This window comes from Rhizobium sp. WYCCWR10014 (genome assembly GCF_001657485.1).
Classification (GTDB): Bacteria; Pseudomonadota; Alphaproteobacteria; order Rhizobiales; family Rhizobiaceae; genus Rhizobium.
Genome location: NZ_LXFU01000030.1, coordinates 220,470 through 245,823 on the forward strand (window position 1 = coordinate 220,470; position 25,354 = coordinate 245,823).

The following is a 25,354-nucleotide window of genomic DNA, read 5'->3' on the forward strand; positions in this document are numbered from 1 at the left end:
CACATTCGACAAACGTCAGGCATTGCAGCTAGTTCAGACGTCGCCCTGTCGATTTGTCGAAGAGATGGATTGCTCCGGCATAACCCTTCAGATGGATCTTTTCTCCGACGGCGATGTCCGTTTCGCGGGGCAGTTCCACCGTCAGCATGCGAGCGTCTCCGATCTCGACATACGCGTAGGTCTGACTTCCGAGACGTTCTGCAACGGACACCTCTCCCGAAAACCATGCCTCCTCGGGTGAACAACGGGTGAGATCTTCCGGTCGAATGCCAAATACGATCGATGCCGCACGACCACCATGTTCCGCGATCTCGATCTGGTGTCCGAGCACGGTGATCGAATTACCGTCTGCAGGCGCTGCGTCGATTGTGTTCATCGTCGGGCTGCCGATGAAGCGCGCCACGAAAAGACTTGCTGGTTTGCGATAGAGATCCAGGGGCTTGCCGATCTGCTCGACCACGCCAGCGTTCATCACCGCGATCCTGTCAGCCAAGGTCATGGCCTCGACCTGGTCATGGGTGACGTAGACCGTGGTTGCCTTCATGCGATTGTGAAGCTTGGCGATCTCCAGACGCATTTCAACGCGCAGGGAGGCATCGAGATTGGAGAGCGGTTCGTCGAACAGAAACGCCGCCGGCTCTCGAACGATCGCGCGGCCCATGGCGACACGCTGGCGTTGGCCGCCAGACAATTGGGCAGGACGGCGCTTGAGGAAATCCTTGATCTTGAGGACGTTGGCAGCGTTTTCGACCCGCCTGCCGATTTCGTCCGACGCCGCACCACGCATCTTGAGGCCAAACGACATGTTGTCTTCAACCGTCATGTGCGGATAGAGCGCATAGTCCTGAAATACCATGGCGATGTTGCGCTCGGCGGGCGATAACGTGTTGACCGTGGCGCCGCCGATAGCAAGTTCGCCTCCCGTTATATCTTCGAGCCCAGCGATCATCCGCAGCAGAGTGGACTTGCCGCAGCCGGAAGGCCCGACCAGCACGAGAAATTCGCCGCTGGCGATATCGATGTCGATATCGTGGATAACCTGCAGTTCCCCGTAGGATTTGCTGATTTTGTTGAGCGTGATGCCAGCCACGACGTTCCTCCATGTCTTTTCGCCTTGACGGCCATTATCGATATCATTATTGATAACGATAAGACAAGCGAGATGCAATCGGCAACAGGTTCGATCAATGGCATATTTTTCCCCCAGGCCCACGGTCACCAAGCCGCCCAAGGCTTCGCTCGCCTTCAATGCGCTGAAGCGCGACATCATGCTGGGGAACCTTGCGGCCGGAACCGGTCTGACGGAACTCGACCTCGCAGCGCATTTTCAATGCAGCCAGGGAACTGTTCGCGAAGCGCTGCTGCAGCTTCAGGAGGAAGGCCTCGTTCGGCGCCAGGGTCATCGCGGGACCCAGGTTTCCGAATGCACCGCGGATGAGGCGGTGGAGATGTTCCGCTTGCGCACCCACATCGAGTGCAGTGGTCTTCCTCGAACGATGCGGTCGCCCGGCAAGGCGTTGATCGCAGATTTGAACGCAATGCTCGACGATATGGTGGCCGCGGCCGAGGGCGACGATGAACTTCATCTCGCGGCAATCGACCGGGATTTTCATCGGCGCATTCTCGAAGCCGCCAATCTTCCGGCCCTCGATCCGATCTTGCACCGGTGCCTCGTTCACAACCACCGCTTCAAGATATCGAGGAGCCGCTCGGCGCGCGACCTTCGCGCGACGGCGTTGCGCCATCGCAGCATCATAGACGCCATCGAAAGCGGCGACATTGCTAATGCCACCGCTGTCATGCGTCACCATATCGCGACGATCGTCGACTTAGGTCCCGATGTTTTTCCGGATGCGAACCAGTGAGTGCGGTCGCGGCAGATCCCGGAGTGCTGTCGGCCGAGATGCAGGCCCTGTGGGCGAGGGTTGCGGCCGACACGGGTCCGCAGACCGATCCGACACTCCTGCCAGCTGCCGAGGGCCGTGCGCAGTCGGCACGCAACAACGAGCGCTGGAACGTCAACCTGCCGCCGATGGCGGTAGACCGGCAGGTGTGGATCGCTGCCGACAGTGGACTTGGTTCTCACCCCTGCCGCATGCGTATCCTATCGCCGGCGGATGCCGAAGGCGGCGTCATATTTTTCGTGCATGGCGGCGGTTTTGCCTTTTGCAGCCCAGAAACACATGAACGTTTAGCACGCGTCTTGGCCGCGGAAGCGCGGATGACCATTGTCATGCCGGATTATCGGTTGGCGCCGGAAAACCCCTTCCCGGCCGGGTTGCTTGATACGGTCGCATGTCTTCGGGCCGTGCTGGACGGCAAAATCGAAGGTGTCGATTGCCGGCCTCTTCTTATCGCGGGCGATTCCGCTGGCGCCAATCTGGCGCTTGCCGCAATCCTGCATGAATTGCGCGACGACCGCGCCCTTCCTGACGGCGGACTGCTATTTTACGGCTGTTATCGGTGTGATCTCTCCGGCGAGTCCTATCAGCGCTTCGAAACCGGACCCGGCCTGACGACGGAGCGGATGCGCCGCTATTGGAATTGGTATGCAGGTGAGCAGGCAATCGCTTCTGATGAACTTGCCTGTCCACTGGTGGCAACGGATGACGCGTTGTCGAGATTGCCACCGCTCTATCTGATGGCTGCGGGGGTCGATCCGCTCTTTTCAGATACGATGGCGCTTCATGCGCGCCTCAGGGCGCTGCATCGCAATGACCCTATCCACATCGTTGCTGGGGTCACGCACGGCTTTCTGCAAAACACCAATGAGCTTGAGGCAGCGCGGGAGGCGTTGCGCTCGGCCGGTGCAGCGGCGAGGGCTGTGAAGAACAGAACGTGAGAATTGCTGAAACTGGAGGAGATGAAGGCAATGAAACTCTTGAGGAAACTGGCCTTGGGCGCGGCGATGGCTGCCTCCCTTGCGCTCAATCCAGCACGGGCCGCAGAGACAGTCCGCTTCTGGTACCACTTCGACAACCCCGCAAACCCGATGTCCGATCTGGTGGCCAAATTCGAAAAAGCCAATCCCGACATCAAGATCGAGGCCGAAAACGTTCCCTGGAACAGTTACTACGACAATCTCTACACGGCCCTTGTCGGCGGCAACGCACCCGATGCGGCCATGGTCAAACTTTTCGCGCAGCCGCGCCTTCTTGAAATGGGCGCGCTGGAGCCGATCGGCGACCGCATCAACGCGTGGCAGGGCAAGGCAGATCTTCTCGACAATCTGCTCGAACTGAACAAGGGCGCCGATGGCCAGCAATATTACCTGCCGATCCAGTATGTGGTGCTCTACCTCTATTACCGCGCCGATCTGTTTGAAGCGGCCGGTCTCAAGCCGCCGACGACTTGCGAGGATTTCCGCGAGGCGGCGATCAAGCTGACCAAGGCGCCCGACACCTACGGCTTCGGCCTGCGTGGGGGCAAGGGTGGCTGGGATCAGTGGGGCGCTTTCGTATTTTCGAAAGGCGCCGAACTGAAGCCCGGCGGCCTGACGACGCCAGAAGCCGTGGCCGCCAATCAATGGCTGATCGACTTGTTCCAGAAAGACAAGGTCATTCCGCCATCGGCGCCGAATGACGGTTTCCAGGAAATCATCGCGGCCTTCAAAACCGGCAAGACGGCGATGACGATCCATCATATCGGCTCGTCCAAGGATCTGGTTGCCGCTCTGGGCGACAAGGTTTCGGCGGTGCCGGTGCCGAAATGCGGCGGCAAGCAGTGGACGTCCTATGGCGACGAGTCGCTTGCCGTCTTCTCGTCGTCCTCGGTCAAGGATGCATCCTGGAAATGGATCTCGTTCCTGGCGGAAGGCGAAAACAATGTCGCCTTCAACACCGCGACCGGCCAGATGACCGTGACGAAAAGCGGAGCAGCCGATTGGAAGCTTCACGAACGCCGCTTCGTCGACGCTACTGTCCAGTCCCTGCCCTTCGCCCACGTCCTGCCCCAGAGTTCCGGCACGTCCGAATTCGTGAACACGGCCTGGCAGACGGCGATGCAGCAGGCCCTGACCGGCCAAACCACGTCGCAGCAGATGATGGAGCAGCTCAACACGCTCTTTGCGGAGTAAATGCCCGTGGCTCCGGTGGACCATCCACCGGAGCCGCCCCATCGCGTAAATTTGAAAGTCAGGATTTTCGCATGTCGACGATCGTTTCCACGCCCAGGGAACAGAAGGTAAAACCGTTCTGGCAACGCCAGCATTTTATGCCCTATTGGCTGCTGGCACCGGCTGTTTGCGTCACCGCTGTGATCGTCTTCCTGCCGATGATCCAGGCCGTTTTCACAAGCTTCTACGATCTCGTCCTGTTCAAGCCGAATGCAAGCCGCTTCGTCGGATTCGGCAATTACGTCAAATTGTTCAACGACCCTGTCTTCTGGAGCGCCCTGTGGAACACAGTGATCTGGATCGGCCTGACGGTGCCGCTGCAAATGGGCCTTGGCCTCCTCACAGCGCTGCTTCTCAACCGCGAATTTCCCTGGCGCGGGCTGGCGCGCGCCCTTGTCATCATCCCCTGGGCGCTGCCAAGCGTCGTCATCGCACTGATGTGGCGCTGGATCTATGATCCGAACACCGGTGTCCTCAACGATATCCTGCTCTACCTGCACGTCGTCCAGACGGCGGTTCCATGGCTCGCCGATCCGGGCGTCGCGCTTTACGCCATCATCGCAACGCTGACGTGGCAGGGTTTCCCCTTCTTCGCGGTGATGATCCTTGCCGGGCTTCAGGGCATTCCGAAAAGCCAATATGAAGCCGCCTCGATCGATGGCGCGTCCGCCTGGCGGCAATTCGTGCACATCACCTTGCCGGGTATCGGCCCGGTTCTGGCGACGGCCGGCCTGCTGCGGGTAATCTGGGTCGCCAATTCGATGGACGTGATTTTCGTCATGACCGGCGGCGGGCCAGGCTATGCCACCCATACGCTGCCGCTCTACGCCTTCATCAAGGCGCGTCAGAATCTGGACTTCGGCTACGGCACCACGATCGCCGTCACCTTCACCCTTTTGCTCGGCGCTTTTGTCGCCGTCTATCTTGCCCGCACCATGCGCGATGTTGAACGATGAACAAACCCAGCACCTTACGCCGCATCCTGACGACCGACCTGCCGGTTCTCCTGATCGTGATCTTCGCCATGGCACCCTTTGCCTGGATGATCTTGACATCGCTGACTCCAACGGCAGTTCTCAGTGCCACAGGCGTTTCCATTTCGCCCTCGGGCTGGAGCTTTGACAATTACGTCCGCCTGATCGAACAGACGTCATTTCTGAAGAACATGCTGGACAGCCTGATCATCGCCGTAGGCACCGTCGTTGTCGGACTGCTGGTTTCCGTCACGGCAGCTTACGCCTTCTCTCGCTTCAGGTTCGCAGGACGCAAAGCGTTCATGCTGCAGTTTCTGTTGATCAACATGTTCCCGATCGTGCTTCTGATCCTGCCGCTTTTCGTGCTGTTTCGAAAACTCAACATCCTCGACACGCATTTCGCACTGATCCTCGCCAATGCGACGGCGGCCATTCCCTTTGCCGTCTGGATGCTGACGAGCTATGTCGGCGCAATCCCCAGGAGCCTCGACGAAGCGGCGATGACGGACGGGTGCACGCGGCTGACGGCATTGCGCCGCGTCGTGTTGCCGCTGATGATGCCCGGCATCATCTCCACCGGCATTTACATCTTCATCACCGCTTGGAACGAATATCTCTATGCTCTGACGCTCGGCGGCAAGAACGTTCGCCCCGTGACCGTCGCGATCCAGACGCTGATCGGCGAATACCAGATCGAATGGGGCTTGCTTGCCGCCGGCGCCGTCGTGGGAGCCTTGCCGGCGACGCTGCTTTTCCTTCTCGTGCAACGCCGCCTGATCGGCGGGCTGACCCAGGGTGCCGTAAAAGGTTGACCACCATACCGCTCCGCGAATGCCGGGCCGGTCGATGAAAGAGGATACACACATGAACCCGATCGGGTTGATCTCCATGCAGTATGCAAGGCCTTTCACGGCCGAGCATTTCCCGCTCTTTGCGCGCATGCGCCAGCACGGCTACGATTTCGTCGAGCTGCTGGTTCCCGAAGTCGGCGAGATCGACATGAAAGAGGCGCGCAAGGCTCTGGACGATGCCGGGCTCGGCGTCGTGCTGGCCGCACGCGTCAATCTGCAGCGCAATCTCTCTTCGGCTGAGGGAGACGCCCATCGCGCCGGCATAGACTACCTGAAATATACGGTCGATTGTGCCAAGGCGCTTGGCGCGCAAATCGTCGGAGGCCCGCTGACGGGCAATCCCCTGGTCTTTGCCGGCCGCCCGCCCCAGCCCGTGGCGGAAGAAGAACGCCTTGCCCGCAAGCGGCGCTGCGTGGCGGGTCTGCGCGAGGTCGGCGACTATGCCAAGGCCGCCGGCATTCTGCTGGCCGTCGAGCCCCTTAACCGTTTCGAGAGCGACGTGCTGTGCACGACGCAGCAGGCCATCGAACTGCTCGATGCCGTTGACCACCCCGCGATCCAACTGATGCTCGATACCTTCCATATGCACATGGAGGAAAGCTCGATAGCCGAGGCCATTCTTCTTGGCGGCAGCCGGATAGTGCATTTCCAGGCGAACGAGAACCATCGGGGCTTTCCGGGAACCGGAGCAACGGACTGGGTCTCGGTCTGCCGCGCCCTGCATGCGGTTGGCTATAAAGGGCCGATATCACTTGAGCCCTTCCGCCGCACCGACGATCGGTTCGGTGTTCCCTTCGCGCAATGGCGCCCACCTCATGAGGATGAAAGCGATCGTCTCAGCGCCTCCAGCGCCTTCATCAAGTCTCATCTCACACTGACGGAATATCGCCGATGACATTGAAAATTGGTTGGATCGGGTGCGGCGTCCACGCTACCCAGATGCTTCTTCCGCAACTTGTTCGCCATGACGTCCAGATCGCGGCGCTCTGTGATATAGACGGAAAACGGCTTGCCGATGCGGGCCGGCAGTTCGGCGTCCAGGCATTGGCCAGCGATGTCGAATCGCTGCTTCGCACCCCCGGCCTCGATGCCGTCGGCATGGCCGTCGGTCCAGATCAGCATCTCGCTTTCGGCAAGGCGGCTCTCGAGCGTGGTCTCGGCGTGTTCATGGAGAAACCGCCTTCGGGCTCGGCGGCCGGCGCACGAGAGCTTCTTGCTGCATCCGAAAAGGCCAAAAAGCCGCTCCTTGTCGGCTTTATGAAGCGCTATTCGGTCGGCAACAAAATCGCCGCCAATATCGTCAAATCGGGCCGTTTCGGCGACGTTCTAGGCCTGACCGGCTATTACATGACGGCGCCCGGCTACTTCGCAGGCAACGTCGATTATACCGGCTTCTTCCTGCATCATTGCGTGCATTACATGGACCTCGTCTCCTTCCTCGTCTCGCCCGTGCGTTCGATGTCTGCGCGCAAGGTGGAAAAAACGCCGGGCCGCGTTCTCTTCCATATCGGCTTCGAATTCGAGTGCGGCGCCATCGGTAACATCGCCATGGGTACCATCCAGTCTCGGGGCACGCCTGTCGAACGCATCGAACTGATGGGCGACCATCAGCGTATCGAGGTCGAGGATGTCATCGAGGTCCGCTGGCATCGCAACCCGCCCTTCAAGACAGATGATCCGGCCGCGACGCTTGCTGACCACGTCGATACCCTGACCTGGAAGCCGAACTTCACGGCTGCCGCGAATGAAGACCCGAAGGGTTATTATTCGCTGCTCGCCGACGTCGTCCCGGCGCTTGGCGGGGCTCAAACCGCGGCACCGACCATTGCCGACGGCGTCATCGCCATGGAGCGGCTGGAGACCATGCGGCGCGAGCTAAGCCTGTGACAGGACTGCCTGGTCAAGATTTCAACATACTCCCCAGCACCAGTAGGTCCGGTCCGCGCACTGCTGGACTAACCGTCGGTAGGAAGAGAGGAAAATCAATGCTGCATGCAGTCCGTGTTCTAACTGGTCTGGTATTCGTGAGCGCAGTTCCGCCTTTGGTGGCGTGTTCAGCTGGTACAACGTCCGAAGTTAAAAGTGGCCGATGCGATGCCGCGGCCGCGCAAACACTCATTGGAAAGCCCAAGCCGACCGACGAGGAGGCCAGGCGGACAACCGGAGCAACCATTGCGCGTCAGATCGCACCCGACCAGCCCGTTACACATGATTACAGAGCTGACCGAATTACCATCGAGACCGATCCCGCCTCCGGCCGGGTGCTGAGAGCCACCTGCGGATGATATTGACGCAAAATGCTGTGAGTGCATTGCACTTGGTCGAAACGGGAATGCGCCTAGCTGTGAGCCTTGGGACCAATAGCCGCGCAATGCTGGCTCACGGTCCGACGTCGCGAGGTGCTGCCAAACTCGCGCGGAATCGCCTGCTGTGGCCAAGTGTCCAGGCGGTGCCTGAATATCCTGCCGTCGCTCTCCAGCATTACCTGCGAGAGTGGAGAAGTCTTTCTAGATCATCGGACACACGCTCGAGAGCTACCCGATGACCATGTTTCTACCCGAGACTTTGGCCTGATAAAGGTTTTCGTCCGCGGCTTTCAAACAAGAGTGGGGATGGAACCCCGGCTGGCAATGAAACACGCCGACACTCGCCGACATTCGCACTTTCGAACCTGACGGAGATCGCAGATCAATACGCGCGATCTCTTCCCGAATTTCCTCGCAACGCATAAGCATCTCGGCAGCCGTCAAATTGCCTTGAAACAGACCGAACTCTTCGCCCCCGAGGCGTCCCGCGAAATCTGACTGTCCTTGGTAGCGGGCGAGGACACGACCGGTGCAGCGAAGAGCTTCATCGCCGGTCGCATGACCATATCGGTCGTTGATCGACTTGAAATAGTCCAGGTCCAGAAACAGCAAGGCGCCGGATATGCCGCGCTGACTGGTCGCGTCTAGATCTTCCATGAAGGCGCTGCGAGTGAGAATTCCGGTCAGGCCATCCCTGCGAGATTGGACGCGAAGGGCGTCATAAGCCTCGGCGAGCTTGTTCAATGCCTCTTTTGTCGCAGCTTCAGCGCGTCGGACTTTTTCCGACTGAGTAAAATGCAGCGCCGAAGCCGGGATCGATATCGCCAGGGGGCAAAAAATCGTCATGAATAGCCCAGCGCCTGCCACTTGCCCGCCCAACAACGGAACAATGATCAACGTAAGAGCCAGGGAGGCGAACACTGAAAGCAGTCCAGTTAAAATAGCCTTTTCGACAATACGACGCATCAATACCACCGTGACGAAGTGAAATCGCTATGGGCTCATGAATTTAAAATGCTTTAAAACACATCGATAAAAATTGATTCATGCGTCCATTTCGTCGAGATTTCGCCGCGAATGGCCAAAATCCTCTCTTGGCTACCACATCGTTGCGACGCAGGGCGTCCTAAATTTCTCGAGCGAGCCAGCGGATCATATTGGCCATCAGCAGATCATAGCCGGGCCATCGCATGAACTCCTGGGACAGCCAGTGCGGGCCGATATCGGTCGTCCAAGCCAGGGTTCGGCCGGCGCCATAATCGCGAACCGATAGGAGCGGCATTTGTCCTGTGCGATGGCGGCAATGGATCAGTGTTTTCGTCTCAGTACCGCCGCGGGCGGCAACGCGGTTCATGCCAAGGAGACAAGGTATAGGCGATGGCACTCCCGCCAGTATCGAATGACCGATTTCATGAATGACCGGGTCCAAGCCCTCTGGCGCCTCTAAGCCATCCGGTCCGGGAAAACACTCGATAGGCAGGCATTCCTCGACAGCGGTGCCACGAAACATGGCAAGACCATCGATGCCTTGAAAGCTGCAATATCCGCCCGCCATCATCAGCGCCCCGCCTTTTTCCACCCAGTCCCTAAGAAGCTCGAGGCGATTGACGGAGCGGCGGCCCGCCCTCGTCTGCGGGGTATAGAGAAGCGACAGCGCACCCACATCGGAGAGCAGGACGACGGAATAGGCCGTAAGGCCTTCCAGTGTCGTCGGGAATTCGCTTTCGCAACGCTCGCCGCCGATCTGGACGACCGCGATGTCCTGCGCCGCGAGGCCTTGTATATAGCGCTCGGCGCCGTTGGAATAGCGTGACGATGCTCCAACCTCATATCCCTTGGCGGCAAAGGACGTGACGTGAAACGTCTCGCCGGCGAGCAACACTGGCTTCATGGTGGCCTCCCGATGTCAATTGGAACGGGTGGAGCCATGCGGCGCCACCCTTCAGCTCGAGGATTTCAGAACTTGAATTCTTCGACGTTTGCCGGCGTCACGATGTCAGCTGGTCCGAGAAGAACTTCGCCTTTTGCGCCAACCTTGTAGGAACCCAGCCTGCCGGCTTCGAAGGTCTCGCCCTCCTTGCCGGTCAATTTGCACTGCGCGACGGCCTGGGCCGCATAGTAGGTGAGATAGCCAAGATCCTTGACGTTCCACCAAATGTCCTGGACCGAGCCGTTCTGGATGTATTTCTTGATGAGGGTGGCTGGAGCAAGACCGGTCAGCTTGATCTTACCGAGAAGACCCGCCTGGTCCATGGCACGGGCAGCCGCGGGCAAGCCGATGCCTGCCGGAATGATGATGCCCTTGAGGTTCGGAAATGCCTGTGCCAGGGCCAGAGCCTGCTGCTGATTGACCTGTTCGCTCTCCTGGCCATAGGCGACTTGAACGAGCTTCATCTTGGCGTATTTCTTGTCGGCCGCCATGGTCTTCTTCATGAAGTCGATCCAGGCATTCTGGTTCGTCGCCGTGGGCGTCGACGACAGGATCGCAAACTCACCGTCGTAGTTGATCATCTGTCCCATCGATTCCAGCATCATTTCGGCCAGGCTGTCGCCGGCCGCCTGGTTGAGGAAGACGGAACGGGCGGCAGTCGACACGTCGGAATCATAGGATACGACTTTCACACCCTGCTTGGCTGCGCGGCGCAAAGCGGGGGCTACGGCATTGGCGTCGTTGGCGGAGATCGCGATGACACCGACTTTTTGCGAAACCAGATTGTTGATGAAATCGATCTGCGCCTCGGCGGTCGCCTGCGACGGAGCCTGCTTGATCGCCTTGCCGCCGATTTCCTTTGCAGCTTCTTCCGCACCTGTTTGCGCGACCTGGAAATAGGGGTCGGTGTCCAGTTTCGGCAGGAAGCCGACCGTGACCGGTTCCTTGGCGCATTCCTGCGCGTTTGCCGCCGCGATGCTTGCGATCACGCTGCCCGCGACCAGCAGGCTTCTAATAAGATGCGATGTCATGACGTTCCTCCTCAAGATATCCGGTTGAATGAAGCAGGCTAGCCCCGGAAACTACTCGCCTGCTTTGACTTTGAAATATCGCGTTCGAACGCTGGCAAAGACGCGCTCCGCCGCATTGCTGGCCAGCAGTGAAACGATGAGCAGAAGGCCGATGACCGTCCCCTGCGCGTCGCCGCCGATCTGCAGCAGACCAAGGACGTTGCGGATGGTGGCGACCAGAAGCAATGCCCACAGCACGCCGGTCAGCCGGCCACGCCCGCCGAAGACGCTGATCCCGCCCAGAAGCGCGATGGTGATGACGTCGAGTTCGATGCCGACCGCATTGTTGGCGCGGGCATTCGCCAGCCGGGCCGCGTAGACCATGCCGGCTGCCGCGCAAATCACACCAGATGTGACGAACAGGCCGAACACGGTGCGAGCCAGGCGAATGCCGGAATAACGCGCGGCGTCAGGGCTCCCTCCGATCGCATAGATGCGCCGGCCGAGCGGCATCTTTTGAAGCGATATGGCGAAAATCGGGGCAAGCAGCAGGAAGGGAAGAATAGTCTGCGGCACCGGCGATGTGCCGACAGTATCGATGCCGAAATCGAGGAAGCTGTCGGGAAAATCGTTGATGGAGTCCGAGCCGAGCAGAATATAGGCAACGCCGCGAAACAGGGCCATCGTTCCGAGCGTCACGACAAGCGAGGGAAGACCGAGCTTGGTCACCAGCACGCCGTTGAAGCCACCGCAAATTCCGCCGGCGACAAGTGTTACCGGAATGGCCAGAAGGAGTGGCGCGCCCTGCTGGATGAGCAAACCGAAGATCACGCTGGTGAGCGCCAATATGCTGCCGACGGACAGGTCGATTTCGCGCGCGATGATCAGCAGCACCATCGGCAACACGATGAGCGCCCTCTCCGAAATGCCGGCAACGGCCTGCGAAATATTGAAGACGGAAGCGAAGTTCGGCACGCCCAGGAGAGCGTAGGCGATAACGGCGATCGTCAGCGCCGCCAGGAAATTATCCCAGTTGGCAAAGCGGGTGACGAAGTCGGAATTGCGCTCGGAATTTGTGTCCATCAATGTGCTCCCTTGCGCTTGCCGGCGGCGCGGCGGGCGACGAGTGCGTCGATGCCGATGGCGGCGAGAATGACGAGGCCATAGACCCCCTGCAGCCAAAGTGGATCGACACGCACGAGTGTCAGCCCGTTGTTGATGATGAGCAGCATCAAGGCGCCGGCGGCGACGCCGAGCACCGTGCCGGAGCCGCCACGCACGGCAATTCCGCCGACGACGACAGCCGCAACCACCGTCAACTCGAAACCGTAGGCAACGCGTGCATCGACTGTGGCATAGCGCGAAGCCCAGAGCGCACCGTCGAACCCGGCCAGAAGCCCGGCTGCCGAAAACGCCATGAGGATGCGCGCCCGCGAGGGAATGCCGATGAGGCTCGCTCCGCCGGGATTGGAACCGATGGCGAACAGTTCTCGACCGATCGAGGTATTTCGCAGGATGTAGGCGACGACGAGCAGCGTGGCGATGGCAATCAGGAGGACAGCCGGAACCCCGAGAATATTTGCCGCTGTCATATCCAGCCAGGCTTGCGGCACCTGGTCGGCACTCACTTGCGTTCCGCCGGCCCAGAGGCTGTTGATGCCCCGGAAGATGGACATGGTGCCGAGCGTGACGACGATGGCCGGTACGCGGCCGTAGGTCACGATGAGCCCATTCAGGAAGCCTGCGGCGAGCCCGATCGCACAAGCCAGGACGACCCCACCCATCACGCCGATCTCGGGATGCAGATGGATCGTCGAGGCCGCTCCATAGGCTGCAAGGCCAATGATCGCAGCCACGGAAAGATCAATGCTTCGGGTGATGACAACAAGCATTTGGGCGACTGCGACGATCATCAGAAGGCCGGCATCCATTGCCAGGGCGGATAGATTTGCGCCGCTGAGCATACGTATGTTCAATATTGAAATCGGAATGACGACAGCTGCAATGGCCGCAAACAGGCCCAATTCCCGGCGGGCGAGAACCCGCCGCCATGTGCCCTGCGCCGCTCTTTCCGGGAGCTCCAATTTTTCCTCTTGATGCGGGACCGGCTTGGCGACAATCTCGCCGTCCACCTTCTTGACGATCGCGTCTGTCGCAGCGCCGATCACCTTTTCTTGCGTGGCCTCGTCGTGGAGGAATTCGGCCGTAACCAAGCCTTCTCTCAGCACGATCATCCGGTCGGCCATGCCTAGCAGTTCTGGCAGTTCGGATGAGATCAGGATGATCGCCATGCCTTTGCCGGCGAGATCAGCCATCATCGCATGCACATCGGCCTTGGTCTGAACGTCGATGCCTTGCGTCGGCTCGTCGAGGATAAGGATGCGAGGATTGGTCGCCAGCCATTTTGCCAGAACGACCTTTTGCTGGTTGCCGCCGGACAACGCGCCGACCGGCTGATCGAAGGATTTGAAACGCAGCCGAAGGCGATCGAGAAACGGCTTTGCAAGGTCAAGCTCCCTCTCGCGCGACATAAACCCGCCTCGGGTCGCCTTGTCGAGCACGGTCAACGACGCATTGTTCAGAATGGAGAAATCCATCACCAGGCTCTGCCCGATCCGGTCTTCGGAAACATAGGCGACGCCATTGTCCATGGCATCTTTCGGAGAGGCGAAGCGCAGTGCCTTGCCATCGATCCTGATTGTTCCCGCAGTCGGCTGATCGATCCCGAACAACACCCGGGCGATCTCGGTACGGCCACTGCCGACCAATCCGCCGAACCCCAGGATCTCGCCCGCTCTCAACTGAAACGACACATCCTTGAACGAGCCATCGCAGGACAACCCCTTAACATCGAGAACTACCTCGCCCGGGGAGGCGCTGTTGCGAGGATAGAGCCCGTCCAGCGCGCGCCCGACCATCATCTGAACGGCACGTTCCCGAGACAGATCAGCCGCGCCTTCCGTTCCGACATGTCGCCCGTCGCGCAGGACGGCGATACGATCGGCGACGCGATAGATCTCGTCCATGCGATGGCCGACGAACATCATCGCCACCCCTTGGGACCGGAGATTGTCCACGACTGTGAACAACCGCTCCACCTCTCGTTGGGACAGGGCCGCGGTCGGTTCGTCCATGATCAGAACGCGCGCGTCGAGCGAAAGCGCACGGGCAATTTCGACCAATTGCTGCTCTGATGTCCGAAGCCGCCCCAAGGGCGCCGTGACATCCACCTCGAGGCCGACGAGCGTAAGGAGGCGCGCCGCTTCGGCGCGCATATACAGGTGGTCAAGTTTCCAACGCAGCCCGGTCTGCCCGATGAACAGATTTTCAGCAATGCTGAGATCGGGAAAGAGACCCGGATGCTGATGCATAACCGCGACGCCGGCATGCTGGGCTTCCAGCGGGGACGCGAATGTGACGGCCTTCCCCAGAATGGAGACCTGGCCGCCATCTGGGCGATGCACGCCGGCGAGCAGCTTGACGCAGGTACTTTTGCCCGCCCCATTCTCCCCAAGCAGGGCCAGCACTTCGCCTGCGCGCAGTTGGATAGACACATCCGCAACGGCGACGGTACCGCCAAAAACCTTCGTGACGCCTTCGAGCGACGCAACGACCTGGCCGGCCTCCATCGTTGGCGCCGCGGTTCGACGGCCTGAAATTTCAAGCATCCCGAGCGTCCGACATAACCGGAATCGCTAACCCTGCACAGCACGTCATCTGTTCGATGCCTCCTCATGACCGAGAGCGTATCTCTCGCCCCAACTCCCATCGGGCATTTATTAAAGCAATTTACTATAATAATGCTTGAATGTCGTCAAGCCTCGTCTTAATGATTATCTGGGGAGACGGTTTTTGCTTCCGGCGCAATGAGTTGCGTTCATTCAGCGGTCGCGCTAGGTGTGGCGCACCGGCATGCGCTTAAAGCAAAGTGCTTTTGACTATGGTTTTCAACGGTGGAATCGGATGGCAGGAAAAGGCAGCAATTCCGTCCAGCTCCGTCACTACAACGAGCGCGTTGTCCTGGATGCCGTTCGGCGTTTCGGCCAAGCGTCGAAGGCAGAGATCGCGCGGTTCGCGCATCTTACGCCACCAGCTGTCGCTGCGATCGTCGAGGCTCTCGTCGCCGGCGGTTACCTGGTCGAAAACGGCAAACGCTTCGGCGGCAAGGGCCAGCCATCTGCCATGTACGGACTTGCCAGCAGCGGAGCCTATTCGATCGGCTTTCATATCGGCCGCAGGGCCATGGATGCCATCCTGATCGATTTTGCCGGGCAAACCTGCGCATTCGAGACCCATGACTACGACCATCCGGATCCTGAGAGCATAAGGCGTCTCGGTGGCGGGGCGATCGGGCGGTTCAGGACCCAGCTCGGGAGCGACGAAAGTTCGCGCCTGATCGGCATCGGGATATCAGCCCCTTATTTCATCGGCGGGTGGGACGAGGAGCTGGGCTTTCCCGGTGATGTCCAGCTCGCCTGGCGGTCCTTTGACCTGAAAGCCCATTTCTCAGACACGCACAATCTTCCCGTCATGATCGAGAACGACGCGTCAGCAGCCGCCGTCGCCGAACTGGTCTACGGATTGGGCAAGAAGTTTTCCGATTTCCTGCATATTTCGCTCAGCACATTCGTCGGCGGAGGGCTTGTCGTCGACGGAACGTTGCAGACCGGTCCGAACGGCAATACCGCCGCGTTCGGGCCTTTCCCGGTCACACATTCAACTTTAAGCTCCGTTCCAAAGCCGACTGGAAAATTCGAAGTCCTGCTGCATCGGGCGTCGATCTACACGCTCGTCCATCATCTTAGAACAAACGGGATAGACATAAAACGTGTCCGGGATCTCGACCCGATGCCGGCGGCCGCGCGGACCCTGGTCTCGGAATGGCAGGATGATTGCGCGGATGCCCTTGCCCAGGCAATCATCGGAAGCATTTCTGTCATCGATGTCGAAGCCATTGTCATCGATGGGCTTCTCCCCGCCCCACTGCTGATGGAGACCGTTGCCCGCGTCCGGCAATGCTTTTCGGAGATGGTGCCCCCCGGCCTGATCGCACCCACGATCGCCGCCGGCGCTCTGGGAGCCCGGGGTTCTGCGCTCGGAGCAAGCATTCTTCCGCTTTACCTGATGTTCGGGCCAGATACCGGCGTCCTTATGAAAAAGGGCAACGATAAGAAGCCGCTCTTGATTGGCTCGTAGGAAGTTGACCGTGCCCTTGGTTTTCACCAAGGCGATTGAGGTTTCAGCCACAGGCCTGTCCATTAAGGGATATATCCATGTGATTAACCATGTTGCTTAGCCTTTGATTCATCCTCACGGAGCAGTTTGCGGCCGGGATGGCTAGGAACCAGCCACAAAGGATCGAAGCTATGACCCATGCACTTGTGCTTTTCTCGGCCGTGACGGCGCTCGTGGTTTCCATTTCGGCGATCGGCACCGCGCCGGTGTCAAACAGCAAGTGGCCGGAAATCCATTCGGCAAAGACCTCCAGGCTGGTGCATACGCGCCTGCCCTGAACCGCATATTACCGGATGAATAGCGATTGCGCCGCTCGCGTATCCGCTTCATCAGGAATCCGAATGTACCTGGCCGGCTAAACATGCGCCCGCCCTTACTTTGCCGTGAAATGCGCTTTCCCCGATTTTCGACCGCTTGGTCAAAGAGGCCAGGAAACGAGGCTGGCGGTCTTTTGACGGATAAGGGATCTCGACCCAAATGGGCCAAGATCCATAGCGAACCCTTATCTGCCTTGTCCTATCGCTAAGGCAAACAGTCTTGCCTGCCGCTCAGCAAATGCCCGTGGGTTTACCGGTTTATCGCCATCAAGAATGCGCGCCTCATCGAGGAGGAGCCACGCGGCATCCTCGCGAAAGCTATGATCGTCGATCGATGCGATGTTTATAACGAGCTGACTCTGCGCGTTGATTTCTAAAATGGGCTTCGACGCCGTCTGCAGCCGCCCTGCCCCCTGGAGGATTTTCTCAAGTTGTCGATCAGGGCCGTGCTCGGAAGCAACCAGGCAGACCGCACTTTCCGTCAATCGACCGGAGACACGCACATCGGTGACCTCTTGGCCGAGAGCACCGCGTGCGAAATCGATGAAAGCGACAACCTCGGAAGAGGCGTCCTGTTTTTCCTCGTCGCTGCCCGCCTCGCCGGCGATTTCATTCAAATCGGCAAGGCCCTGGGTGACCGATTTGAATGACTTGCCCTCGAAATCAGGGACATTGGTGGGCCAGAAGCTGTCTACGGAATCGGTCAAAAGCATCACTTCGACCCCCTTGGCCCGGAAGCCCTCGAGATGTGGTGAAGCATTCAACTGCTCCAGGTTCGAGCCGCTGATGTAATAGATCGACGACTGCCCCTCCTTCATGGCGGCCACGTAGTCCGCAAGGCTCCGTGTCGCGCCTTCGACAGCAGTTGTGTGGAAACGCGCCAGCTTGAGCAATTGCGGGCGGCGCTCGAAGTCTTCGTAGATCCCTTCCTTGACGATTGCCCCGAAGAGGTCCCAGAATTTCCCGAACGTCTCGGGTTCACTGTCGGCCATTTTCTCCAGTGCAGTAAGGACCCGGCTGGTTATGCCCTTGCGGATCGCGGTGAGAACCGGGCTCTCCTGGATCATCTCGCGGGAAATGTTGAGCGGCAGATCGGACGTATCGATGATACCGCGCACGAACCGCAGGTAACGCGGCAGCAACTCGACGTCATCGGTGATGAAGACGCGCTTCACGTAGAGCTTCATCCGACCCTTGCGATCCGGATCAAACAGATCGAAGGGCTGGGAACCGGGTATGAATGCCAGCGTCGTATATTCGTGCCGGCCTTCGGCGCGAAAATGCACGGTGGTCAGCGGCTCATCATATTGACCCGAAATACCACGATAGAAGTCGTCGTAATCCTGTTTGGAAATTTCGCTCTTCTGTTTGGTCCAGAGCGCGGCTCCATCGGAGATCTGCGACGGCTCGGCCGCTTCCCTGTCGACGAGACGAATGGGAACAGGTACGTGGCCGGACTGATCGCGAATGATCTTTTCGACGGTCCATTTGTCGGTGTATCTTTTCGCATCTTCCATGAGATGTAGAACGACGCGGGTACCCCTCGTCGGCACCTCGACGGAATCGACCGCGACGATGTCGTAGCTTCCCTTACCGTCGGACGACCATTTCCAGGTTTCCTCCAGACCCGCACGCCGCGAGATCACGTCGACCTTGTCCGCCACCATGAACGAGGAGTAGAACCCGACGCCGAATTGACCGATCAGTTCAGCCTTCTCGCCGCCCTTAGTACCCTCAAGCCTCTCCATGAATGCCTTTGTCCCCGAACGCGCGATCGTACCAAGCGCGTCGATCATCTCGTTCCGGGTCATGCCAATGCCGTTGTCCTCGACAACAAGCGTCTGCGCCTCTTCGTTGAGGGTCACCAGAATTCCCGGCTGAATACCGTCGGCCGAGAGTCCCGGCTGGGAAATCGAGTCGTAACGAAGCTTTTCGCAGGCATCCGCCGCATTCGAGATCAATTCCCGGAGGAAGACATCTTTGTCGGAATAAACCGAGTGCACCATCATGTGCAGCAGCCGACTGACATCCGCTTCGAACGCATGTTGCTCAGGCTGCCGCTCTTCTACTGTCGTCATCGATAATCCCCATTTTGCAGAAGTCGCGCGTCAGATGGTTTTTCCGCTGACGGATTTCAAGCGCTCCACCTTAGCGGTTGATAGATCGGCGCCGATTGTCGGGGAACTTTAAATGGCTTGTAGAGAGCGAGAAGTTTTGCGCAACGTTGCAGACGAGTAACACGCGCATGCGAGCAGCGGCCGAAGGCGGCGCTGCCCTGCAGATACCGGTCGAAAGATCCCATTGATTGCTCAAGCCGATCCTCCCTCGTCGAGACGTGGTGTTTCAGGTGTCGCGGCGATCAACATGTACTGCGGCTAGCCGGTCGCATGCTTGCGCCGCCGTGGCTGCCATGGCAGGCGCGCCTCCTCCAAACAATGAGCATACCAGGCAAAGGCGCGTCCGCGCCGGCGCCAGTTCGCGCACGACTTGACCGGTTAAAAGGGCAGCCGCAGGAGGGTTAGCGAAGCGCCGCTCGCAACGAGCGGAACCCGGGACCGACTGCCCCCGGCAAGCCGTTCCGCTTGAATGGTACCCGTGTCGCCCCTCACCTCACCTGCCCGACCGCGCCAGCGGCCTTGCGATATCGACGATGTCGTCGCGCGAGGCGGTTGGGTCCTCCTTGTTCCAGGCGACACCTAGCCCGATCCGGAAGTCGATGCCTCTCACCGCATTCAGTTCGAGGGCCCCAAGCCCTCCGTCCATTCCGGCGCGAAATCCCTGTGCCACCAAGCGTCGTGGTTATTTTCGCGCGTGAGGGGCTCTCCACCCAAATGGTCTCCTCCATCCCACGCCTTGAACCAGTTCGAGCCACCGACCCGTTGATTCTCAGCATCGAGAACAAAGCCTAGCTCGTTGGCAAAGTGTCTGGCCATTCCTGCGCCCCATCGAGGACGCGAAGAATACGGACCGTTGTTTTGGAAATTGCATACGCCGCGACGTACGGGGTGCCGTAAATTGCCAGTTCGCGGGTGCCATCAATTCTGCCAACACGACCGCTCGCGGGAAATCTATCAACCGACGGACGGCAGCCATGATCCGTTCGTCGACTAGGCGGCTGCGGATTTTCTGCTTCTATGTATGTGAAGGTGGCGTCTCGATCCAATAACGCGAACGCAGACCAGGTAAGCTCCACGACTTGCGAGCACCCACGTTAAAGCGGACCGTCGCTCGACGCTCAGCAAAATGTGCCTCGACTTCATCATCCGCGACGTCGGGTCGAGTATCGTTCAGCGCTTCGAGTACCTTCGTAAGAAACCAAGCGTCTTGGACCTCGCTGCCCGAAAGAAGCTCCAGCGGCAGCGCCCCCTCGTTGGCCGTCCGGGAGAGTAAGATCCGAACCGCATCCGATACCTTTAGCCCCATATTTCCAAGCACTGCGGAAGCACGATCCCGAACCTCGGCATCGATACGAGTTTGTACCAGCGCGTTTGCAGCCATTGCTATCTCCACATTTCAGTCAAATGATAAGGGTGCTCTCTATGGCGATCTTTCTGAGGTGCCAACCGCATACACGCAAGCGCGGACCATCACGTTAGAAGGTAGTCCTCGCGAAGTCGGTCGAGACCGAGTGCTTCAGCAGTCAGCAAGAAAAGCACAGCCAGATTGGAGCTATCGTATGGCTTCTTCTGTGGCCAGCGCGACCGAAAGCAAATGCTCGTCGCCATTCGGCAAGCCGGAAAGCAGCAGACCGACAGGCATGCCGGCATCGCCGGCGCCACAGGGGATCGAGACACCGCAGCCGTCGAGGAAGTTGCCGATCAGCGTGTTGCGCAACGTCCTGGCATTGGTTTTCACGAAAAGCTCGTCGTCGGTCAAAAGCGGTGCGGTCAGGGGCGCGACATGCGGTAAGGTTGGCGACACGACCAGTTCGCCCGGTCCGATGCTGGACGCAAATTCCGCCATCAGATGCTCACGGGTGGCCAACGTCTCGATATAGCCTGTTAAAGTGATCGTCTCGCCCAGCCGCGTGCGAGCAACCACGCGAGGGTCCATTCCCTCGGCCTCCGGTCCCGCCAAACGCTCCCGGTGCAGCACGAAGGCTTCCGCCGTCACCAGCGGGCCGTATTTATCCATCAGCTCAAAGATTGCGGCATAGGCCGGAAACGCCTGCCGCCGAATTTTTGCCCCGGACTTTTCCAGGAGCTTCAGGGCCGCTTCGAAGGCCGACACCACGGCTGCTTCCGCATCATCGAAAACGATGGTTTCGGGAACGACGAGCGAAAGACCCTCGACCGAGCTACGGCGAATATCGGGTGCGACGAGGCCGCGCATCGCCGCATCGATCCACACCGCATCCTGCACGGTATGGCAGAGCGGCCCGAGCGAATCGAGGCTTTTCGACAACGGGAAAACACCCCGCATGGAATAGCGGCCGCGGGTTGCCTTGTAGCCGACGACGCCGTTAAAGGCTGCCGGGATGCGGACCGATCCGCCCGTGTCCGTCCCGATCGAAACCGGCACCAGTCCTGATGCCACCACAACGCCGGAGCCGGACGAAGAACCGCCGGGCAACCGTGCACCATCGGTCGAGGCCGGGTTCTGCGGCGTTCCGTAGTGAGGATTTATGCCGAGCCCTGAAAAGGCAAACTCGCTCATATTGACCCGGCCGATGCTGACCATGCCGGCCCCGGCAAGCGCCGCAACGACATCGGCGTCCCGAGTTGCGGGTACCGATGTTTTGAGCACGGTGGAGCCGGCCGTTGTTGCAAGCCCCTCGATATCGAAAAGATCCTTCCAGGCAACCGGAATGCCGTCGAGGAGGCCAAGGGAACGACCATCCCTGACGCGCTTGGACGAAGCGGCGGCTTCAGCCCTCGCCCGCTGTTCCAGCAGGGTGACGAAGATCGACTGGTCCTTGCAGCTGTCAATGGCGATAAATGTCTCCTCAGCGAGCGCCACCGGATCGAGCGCGCCGTTCTGTATCAGCACGGAAAGCTGGGCGACTGTTTTTCCACCGTGAGACGGCATCATGCGTTTCCTCTTCTACCGTCCGACAAGCTGCATCCACCGGCGGACGAGATAATTGTGTTCATCCATCGTCGTGTTCCAAACGGCGATGCAGTTTGCCCTTTGCCAGTACGACCCGCCGGCCCTTATGCTGCCCTTGTGAATTCGCACCGACCCATCCGGGCCGGGAAGATCGGTGGCGGCGGGGAGCCCCTCGTACCAGTAATCCCACTCTGCCGGCATCATGAACTGCCGGGAACGTTGCGGCGTCGAGATGTAATAACCCTGACGCGCGACGACGGCACCGGGCCAGCCCGATATCCACCAGTTCAGATATTCGTAGGCGACATCGAGCATCCGGCCACTCAGATCCTTGGACAGGCACAGACCGCCATGCCAGGCTCGGTAGCCCTCGACGGGGACCGCCTGCTCGACGGGAATGCCCTGCCCATTCAGAATGTTAATCCCCGTCGACCACATGCTCTGTACACAGGTTTCACCGTCGACCATCAACCGAGCGGCATCCTCTGCCGTTCGCCAGAACTCCCGGAAGAAACCGTCCTTCTTGCGTGCTTCCAGTAGATCGATCAGCCGGTCGATTTCGGCCACCGTCATGTTGCCGATATTGTTGAACGACATCAGTCCTGCCGCCTGCGCGGCCAGCGCAGCATCGAAAATACCGATGGCCGGCTCATCGACCAAGGAGACGCGGCCGGCCCATTTCTCGTTCAGCAGCGACGCCCAGGAGTTCATCTCGACGGCATGCTTCACCACGTCGGTACGGTAGGCGAAACTGTCGAAATTGTGCGTCGTCGGCAACATCGAAATGCGCGGCGATGGCGTATCGCCAAGCGCGAGGTTCGGCTGTACGAACAGCTTCTTGGCCGGTACATCGCCCTGTCCCAGCCGCGCGTTAGGCCCGATATGCCCGGTCTTGGTGAGATCGTTGATCTCGGACCACAGCTTGATCCGCTCGGTGCTGATCGGCTGCACGGCGCGCCAGTACCAGACGATATCCAGATTGTGGAAACACTGGTCGTAAATGTCGTAGCTTCCAGGCTCCTGCGCCGCCTTGTGCTGCGTCGTCAGGAAGTCGTTGTTATCGAAGGTGACGTCGATGCCGAGATCCTGCTCGGCCTGCAGACGTAGTTCCTCCAGCAGGGAAATCGCCGTGCCGAGTACGCGCAGTTTCGGCCTGCCTTCGAGATGGAGTGCTGGCGTGGCAGGTGGTTGCGGGTTTGGGTGATGCTTGTTCATCAAGAGGTCTGGACGTCCTGTCGTGCTGACGGTGCTCCCCCCGCCAGGGAGGACACGGGTCCTGCGAGTGTGAAGGCCTCGAAGGATCGTTTCAGCAGACTGGCATCGAGTCCGTCAACAATAAAGACGATATGCGAGCGGCGATCGTCCGAGGGCCAGGCAGCCATATGCGTGGGCGGGTGAACAAGATGCTGCACGCCATGGATGGCCACGGGCCGGGCCTCGCCCTCAAGATTGAGGATGCCCTTCACCCGCAGCACCCGTTCGCCGTGCCGGTGGAGTAACATGGTCAGCCAGACGCCGAACGCAGTCCAGTCTATGGCGCCCTCGACGCTCATGACGAAGGAGGTGACGGCCGCCTGATGGGTGCCGCCGTCTGCCGTCTCCAGCATGGCCGGCGTTTCGCAATAAAAGCCGCTCGGCGATTGAGCGATGCTGCCACGTGTGGCAACAGCCTCGTCAAACAGCCCGGCGACATCCAGCTCTCCATCGGCCGTCGATAGCAGAGCGGCATCGGGGTTGAGCCGCCGCAGCCGCTCCCGAAGAAGGTCCAGACCCTCTTCATCGGCAATGTCCGTCTTCGTCAACATCAGCCGGTCGGCGATCGCCGCTTGCCGGTTGGATTCGATATAGGTATCGAGCTGGCGCATGCCGTTGACCGCATCGACCGTCGCGATGACGTTGCCCGGCCGGAAGTGATGCCGCAGCACCGGGTCGGCCTTCAGCGTCGACAGTACGGGAAAGGGATCGGCAAGGCCGGTGCTTTCGATCACCACGCGCTTGAAATTCGGAATAAGCCCACGCTCGCGCCTGGAATGCAGGTCGCGCAGCGCATCGGCCAGTTCACCGCGAACCGTGCAGCAGAGGCATCCCGATTGCAGCAGCACCATCGTCTCGTCGATCCGCTCAAGCAGATAATGATCGAGGCCGACTTCGCCGAACTCGTTGACGAGCACGGCCGTCTCTGCCAGCGCCGGATCGGTCAGCAGCCGTTTCAGCAGCGTCGTCTTGCCCGAGCCGAGAAAGCCGGTAAGCAGGTTCACAGGGGTAAAGGCCGGGCTATTCGCCATCGCGCGCCGCCTCCATCCGCCCGATGATATCGATATTCAGCGGATCGCAGATCCGGCCTGAAAGCCGCTCGGCAGCCGGCCAGAGATGGCCGAGATCTTCGATGATCTCGCTTTTGCCGGTGCGCGTCGACAACACAAAGGCCGCCCCCTGCCAGTCCGACAGCGTCATGCCGAAGCCCGCCAACACCCGGTTTGCCACCCGCACCCGATTGGCACGCTCGCGACGCCGATCAATCCGCTCGACATTGCGCGTAAAAACACCGGGCCGCGCCACCGCATCGGCCCAGTGTTCATTTCCTCCGAGAACCCCGCACAGCGAGCACATAGTATTTCCTTGAAATATGTGAAAGGAGCGGACACCGCCCGCTCCTCGTCTTGCCGTTTACTTTTTGCGCGGAAAGCGCTTGGCGAAATCGTCGGCGATCTCGTTCATGGTCACGAACTTGACACCCGGATGCTTGCTCATATGCGCAAACAACCGCTCCAGCATCATCAGCACCTGCGGACGGCCGGCGACATCCGGATGGATGGTGATCGGGAAGACTGCATAATCCATTTCGCGATAGACCCAGTCGAACTGGTCGCGCCACATCTGCTCGATATCGTGCGGATTGACGAAACCGTGGCTGTTCGGCGCCTTCTTGATGAACATCATCGGCGGCAAGTCGTCGAGATACCAGGAAGCCGGAATTTCGATCAGGTCGGTTTCCTGGCCGCGCTTCAGGGGCACCATCCAGTCGGACGGCTTCTTCGAATAGTCGATCTTGGTCCAGCTGTCGCCGACACGCACGTAATAGGGCGTGAAATCGTTGTGCATCAGCGAGTGGTCGTACTTTATACCGCGCTCCAGCAGGAGCTCATTGGTGACGTTGGAAAACTCCCACCAAGGCGCCACGTAGCCAGTCGGCCGCTTGCCGGAAAGCTTGGTGACGAGATCGATGCACTTATCGAGAATTTCGGTTTCCTGCTCGCGGGTCATCGCGATCGGGTTCTCATGGGTATAGCCGTGAATACCGATCTCGTGGCCGGCATCGGCCACTGCCTGCATCTGCTCCGGAAAGGTCTCGATCGAATGACCGGGTATGAACCAGGTCGTCTTGATGCCGAAGCGGTCGAACAGCTTCAGCAGGCGTGGACTGCCCACCTCGCCGGCAAAAAGCCCGCGCGAAATATCGTCCGGCGAATCCTCGCCACCATACGATCCGAGCCAGCCTGCAACGGCATCAACGTCGACGCCGAAGCTGCAAAAGATTTCCTTCGCCATGGGTTATGTCTCCTTGTGG

The 25,354-nt window shown here is 59.6% G+C and carries 23 protein-coding genes and 2 pseudogenes; 10 read left to right on the forward strand and 15 right to left on the reverse strand.

All coding sequences use genetic code 11. From position 1 onward, the window contains the following. Window positions 1–28 precede the first annotated feature (28 nt). On the reverse strand, window positions 29–1,090 hold the full coding sequence (gene ugpC, locus A6U98_RS11805) for a sn-glycerol-3-phosphate ABC transporter ATP-binding protein UgpC (RefSeq protein ID WP_064650081.1): 1,062 nt from the start codon (window positions 1,088–1,090) through the stop codon (window positions 29–31). Between the two features lie 178 nt (window positions 1,091–1,268). Between ugpC and A6U98_RS11810 the strand changes: the two genes are divergently transcribed. The 8 genes from A6U98_RS11810 (at window position 1,269) to A6U98_RS35775 (ending at window position 8,224) form a co-directional block, all read left to right on the forward strand. Continuing rightward, on the forward strand, window positions 1,269–1,865 hold the full coding sequence (locus tag A6U98_RS11810) for a GntR family transcriptional regulator (protein ID WP_245304518.1): 597 nt from the start codon (window positions 1,269–1,271) through the stop codon (window positions 1,863–1,865). Continuing rightward, a complete protein-coding gene (locus A6U98_RS11815) occupies window positions 1,862–2,842 on the forward strand; it encodes an alpha/beta hydrolase (RefSeq protein ID WP_245304516.1) in 981 nt (326 codons plus the stop codon). Before A6U98_RS11810 ends, A6U98_RS11815 begins: the two co-directional genes overlap by 4 nt. 30 nt (window positions 2,843–2,872) lie before the next feature. Then, window positions 2,873–4,075 carry a sugar ABC transporter substrate-binding protein gene (locus tag A6U98_RS11820; RefSeq protein WP_064649941.1) on the forward strand — a complete coding sequence of 401 codons (1,203 nt, stop codon included), beginning with the start codon at window positions 2,873–2,875 and terminating at the stop codon, window positions 4,073–4,075. Between the two features lie 137 nt (window positions 4,076–4,212). Beyond that, window positions 4,213–5,070 carry a sugar ABC transporter permease gene (locus tag A6U98_RS11825; RefSeq protein WP_239620731.1) on the forward strand — a complete coding sequence of 286 codons (858 nt, stop codon included), beginning with the start codon at window positions 4,213–4,215 and terminating at the stop codon, window positions 5,068–5,070. Next, window positions 5,067–5,900, forward strand: a complete 834-nt coding sequence (locus A6U98_RS11830; protein WP_064649943.1) for a carbohydrate ABC transporter permease — start codon at window positions 5,067–5,069, stop codon at window positions 5,898–5,900. Before A6U98_RS11825 ends, A6U98_RS11830 begins: the two co-directional genes overlap by 4 nt. A gap of 52 nt (window positions 5,901–5,952) precedes the next feature. Beyond that, window positions 5,953–6,834 carry a sugar phosphate isomerase/epimerase family protein gene (locus tag A6U98_RS11835; protein WP_064649944.1) on the forward strand — a complete coding sequence of 294 codons (882 nt, stop codon included), beginning with the start codon at window positions 5,953–5,955 and terminating at the stop codon, window positions 6,832–6,834. Next, window positions 6,831–7,826, forward strand: a complete 996-nt coding sequence (locus tag A6U98_RS11840) for a Gfo/Idh/MocA family oxidoreductase (RefSeq protein ID WP_064649945.1) — start codon at window positions 6,831–6,833, stop codon at window positions 7,824–7,826. The genes A6U98_RS11835 and A6U98_RS11840 overlap by 4 nt, the downstream gene beginning before the upstream one ends. Window positions 7,827–7,924: 98 nt before the next feature. Then, the gene (locus tag A6U98_RS35775) at window positions 7,925–8,224 is read left to right on the forward strand and encodes an I78 family peptidase inhibitor (protein ID WP_082933888.1); all 300 of its coding nucleotides are present in this window, start codon (window positions 7,925–7,927) and stop codon (window positions 8,222–8,224) included. 249 nt (window positions 8,225–8,473) lie between these two features. Here A6U98_RS35775 and A6U98_RS11845 read toward each other — a convergent pair whose 3' ends face one another. The 5 genes from A6U98_RS11845 to A6U98_RS11865 form a co-directional block, all read right to left on the reverse strand. Then, entirely contained in the window at window positions 8,474–9,211 is a 738-nt protein-coding gene (locus tag A6U98_RS11845; RefSeq protein WP_064649946.1) for a GGDEF domain-containing protein, read from the reverse strand. 160 nt (window positions 9,212–9,371) lie between these two features. Next, entirely contained in the window at window positions 9,372–10,136 is a 765-nt protein-coding gene (locus A6U98_RS11850; protein WP_064649947.1) for a glutamine amidotransferase, read from the reverse strand. 65 nt (window positions 10,137–10,201) lie between these two features. Further along, window positions 10,202–11,206, reverse strand: a complete 1,005-nt coding sequence (locus tag A6U98_RS11855; RefSeq protein WP_064649948.1) for a rhamnose ABC transporter substrate-binding protein — start codon at window positions 11,204–11,206, stop codon at window positions 10,202–10,204. A gap of 51 nt (window positions 11,207–11,257) precedes the next feature. Further along, window positions 11,258–12,268: an ABC transporter permease gene (locus A6U98_RS11860; RefSeq protein ID WP_064649949.1), complete on the reverse strand. Its 1,011-nt coding sequence runs from the start codon at window positions 12,266–12,268 to the stop codon at window positions 11,258–11,260. Continuing rightward, complete coding sequence (locus tag A6U98_RS11865; protein ID WP_064649950.1) at window positions 12,268–14,853, reverse strand: ATP-binding cassette domain-containing protein; 2,586 nt, start codon at window positions 14,851–14,853, stop codon at window positions 12,268–12,270. The genes A6U98_RS11860 and A6U98_RS11865 overlap by 1 nt, the downstream gene beginning before the upstream one ends. Before the next feature lie 295 nt (window positions 14,854–15,148). Between A6U98_RS11865 and A6U98_RS11870 the strand changes: the two genes are divergently transcribed. After that, window positions 15,149–16,381 (forward strand): ROK family transcriptional regulator, encoded by a 1,233-nt coding sequence (locus tag A6U98_RS11870; RefSeq protein ID WP_064649951.1) that lies wholly within the window; start codon window positions 15,149–15,151, stop codon window positions 16,379–16,381. A gap of 170 nt (window positions 16,382–16,551) precedes the next feature. Continuing rightward, window positions 16,552–16,698, forward strand: coding sequence for a hypothetical protein (locus A6U98_RS36750; protein WP_156667835.1), 147 nt, complete (start codon window positions 16,552–16,554; stop codon window positions 16,696–16,698). A 224-nt stretch (window positions 16,699–16,922) separates the two neighbouring features. Here A6U98_RS36750 and htpG read toward each other — a convergent pair whose 3' ends face one another. The 9 genes and pseudogenes from htpG to A6U98_RS11905 form a co-directional block, all read right to left on the reverse strand. Further along, complete coding sequence (gene htpG, locus A6U98_RS11875) at window positions 16,923–18,815, reverse strand: molecular chaperone HtpG (protein ID WP_064649952.1); 1,893 nt, start codon at window positions 18,813–18,815, stop codon at window positions 16,923–16,925. Between the two features lie 532 nt (window positions 18,816–19,347). Then, window positions 19,348–19,511: pseudogene (locus A6U98_RS35785) on the reverse strand (LysR family transcriptional regulator); the annotation flags it as partial. A 131-nt stretch (window positions 19,512–19,642) separates the two neighbouring features. Continuing rightward, on the reverse strand, window positions 19,643–19,930 hold the full coding sequence (locus A6U98_RS35790) for a type II toxin-antitoxin system RelE/ParE family toxin (RefSeq protein ID WP_156667836.1): 288 nt from the start codon (window positions 19,928–19,930) through the stop codon (window positions 19,643–19,645). Continuing rightward, window positions 19,930–20,235: pseudogene (locus A6U98_RS11880) on the reverse strand (type II toxin-antitoxin system RelB/DinJ family antitoxin); the annotation flags it as partial. The gene A6U98_RS35790 and the pseudogene A6U98_RS11880, both read right to left, overlap by 1 nt. A 171-nt stretch (window positions 20,236–20,406) precedes the next feature. Then, entirely contained in the window at window positions 20,407–21,768 is a 1,362-nt protein-coding gene (locus A6U98_RS11885; protein WP_064649954.1) for an amidase, read from the reverse strand. Window positions 21,769–21,780: 12 nt separating this feature from the next. Then, on the reverse strand, window positions 21,781–23,001 hold the full coding sequence (locus A6U98_RS11890) for an extracellular solute-binding protein (protein WP_064649955.1): 1,221 nt from the start codon (window positions 22,999–23,001) through the stop codon (window positions 21,781–21,783). Beyond that, window positions 23,001–24,071, reverse strand: a complete 1,071-nt coding sequence (locus tag A6U98_RS11895) for a GTP-binding protein (protein ID WP_064649956.1) — start codon at window positions 24,069–24,071, stop codon at window positions 23,001–23,003. Before A6U98_RS11895 ends, A6U98_RS11890 begins: the two co-directional genes overlap by 1 nt. Then, window positions 24,061–24,396, reverse strand: coding sequence for a hypothetical protein (locus A6U98_RS11900; RefSeq protein ID WP_064649957.1), 336 nt, complete (start codon window positions 24,394–24,396; stop codon window positions 24,061–24,063). Before A6U98_RS11900 ends, A6U98_RS11895 begins: the two co-directional genes overlap by 11 nt. 57 nt (window positions 24,397–24,453) lie before the next feature. Next, window positions 24,454–25,335, reverse strand: coding sequence for a polysaccharide deacetylase (locus tag A6U98_RS11905; protein WP_060637550.1), 882 nt, complete (start codon window positions 25,333–25,335; stop codon window positions 24,454–24,456). Window positions 25,336–25,354: the final 19 nt, after the last annotated feature.

Coding starts and splice junctions, on each gene's coding strand:
- A6U98_RS11810 (WP_245304518.1), top strand. CDS start 1,269: ATGCTGGGGAACCTTGCGGCCGGAACCGGTCTGACGGAACTCGACCTC.
- A6U98_RS11820 (WP_064649941.1), top strand. CDS start 2,873: ATGAAACTCTTGAGGAAACTGGCCTTGGGCGCGGCGATGGCTGCCTCC.
- A6U98_RS11825 (WP_239620731.1), top strand. CDS start 4,213: ATGCCCTATTGGCTGCTGGCACCGGCTGTTTGCGTCACCGCTGTGATC.
- A6U98_RS11830 (WP_064649943.1), top strand. CDS start 5,067: ATGAACAAACCCAGCACCTTACGCCGCATCCTGACGACCGACCTGCCG.
- A6U98_RS11835 (WP_064649944.1), top strand. CDS start 5,953: ATGAACCCGATCGGGTTGATCTCCATGCAGTATGCAAGGCCTTTCACG.
- A6U98_RS11840 (WP_064649945.1), top strand. CDS start 6,831: ATGACATTGAAAATTGGTTGGATCGGGTGCGGCGTCCACGCTACCCAG.
- A6U98_RS35775 (WP_082933888.1), top strand. CDS start 7,925: ATGCTGCATGCAGTCCGTGTTCTAACTGGTCTGGTATTCGTGAGCGCA.
- A6U98_RS11845 (WP_064649946.1), bottom strand. CDS start 9,211: ATGCGTCGTATTGTCGAAAAGGCTATTTTAACTGGACTGCTTTCAGTG.
- A6U98_RS11850 (WP_064649947.1), bottom strand. CDS start 10,136: ATGAAGCCAGTGTTGCTCGCCGGCGAGACGTTTCACGTCACGTCCTTT.
- A6U98_RS11855 (WP_064649948.1), bottom strand. CDS start 11,206: ATGACATCGCATCTTATTAGAAGCCTGCTGGTCGCGGGCAGCGTGATC.
- A6U98_RS11860 (WP_064649949.1), bottom strand. CDS start 12,268: ATGGACACAAATTCCGAGCGCAATTCCGACTTCGTCACCCGCTTTGCC.
- A6U98_RS11865 (WP_064649950.1), bottom strand. CDS start 14,853: ATGCTTGAAATTTCAGGCCGTCGAACCGCGGCGCCAACGATGGAGGCC.
- A6U98_RS11870 (WP_064649951.1), top strand. CDS start 15,149: ATGGCAGGAAAAGGCAGCAATTCCGTCCAGCTCCGTCACTACAACGAG.
- A6U98_RS36750 (WP_156667835.1), top strand. CDS start 16,552: ATGACCCATGCACTTGTGCTTTTCTCGGCCGTGACGGCGCTCGTGGTT.
- htpG (WP_064649952.1), bottom strand. CDS start 18,815: ATGACGACAGTAGAAGAGCGGCAGCCTGAGCAACATGCGTTCGAAGCG.
- A6U98_RS11885 (WP_064649954.1), bottom strand. CDS start 21,768: ATGATGCCGTCTCACGGTGGAAAAACAGTCGCCCAGCTTTCCGTGCTG.
- A6U98_RS11890 (WP_064649955.1), bottom strand. CDS start 23,001: ATGAACAAGCATCACCCAAACCCGCAACCACCTGCCACGCCAGCACTC.
- A6U98_RS11895 (WP_064649956.1), bottom strand. CDS start 24,071: ATGGCGAATAGCCCGGCCTTTACCCCTGTGAACCTGCTTACCGGCTTT.
- A6U98_RS11900 (WP_064649957.1), bottom strand. CDS start 24,396: ATGTGCTCGCTGTGCGGGGTTCTCGGAGGAAATGAACACTGGGCCGAT.
- A6U98_RS11905 (WP_060637550.1), bottom strand. CDS start 25,335: ATGGCGAAGGAAATCTTTTGCAGCTTCGGCGTCGACGTTGATGCCGTT.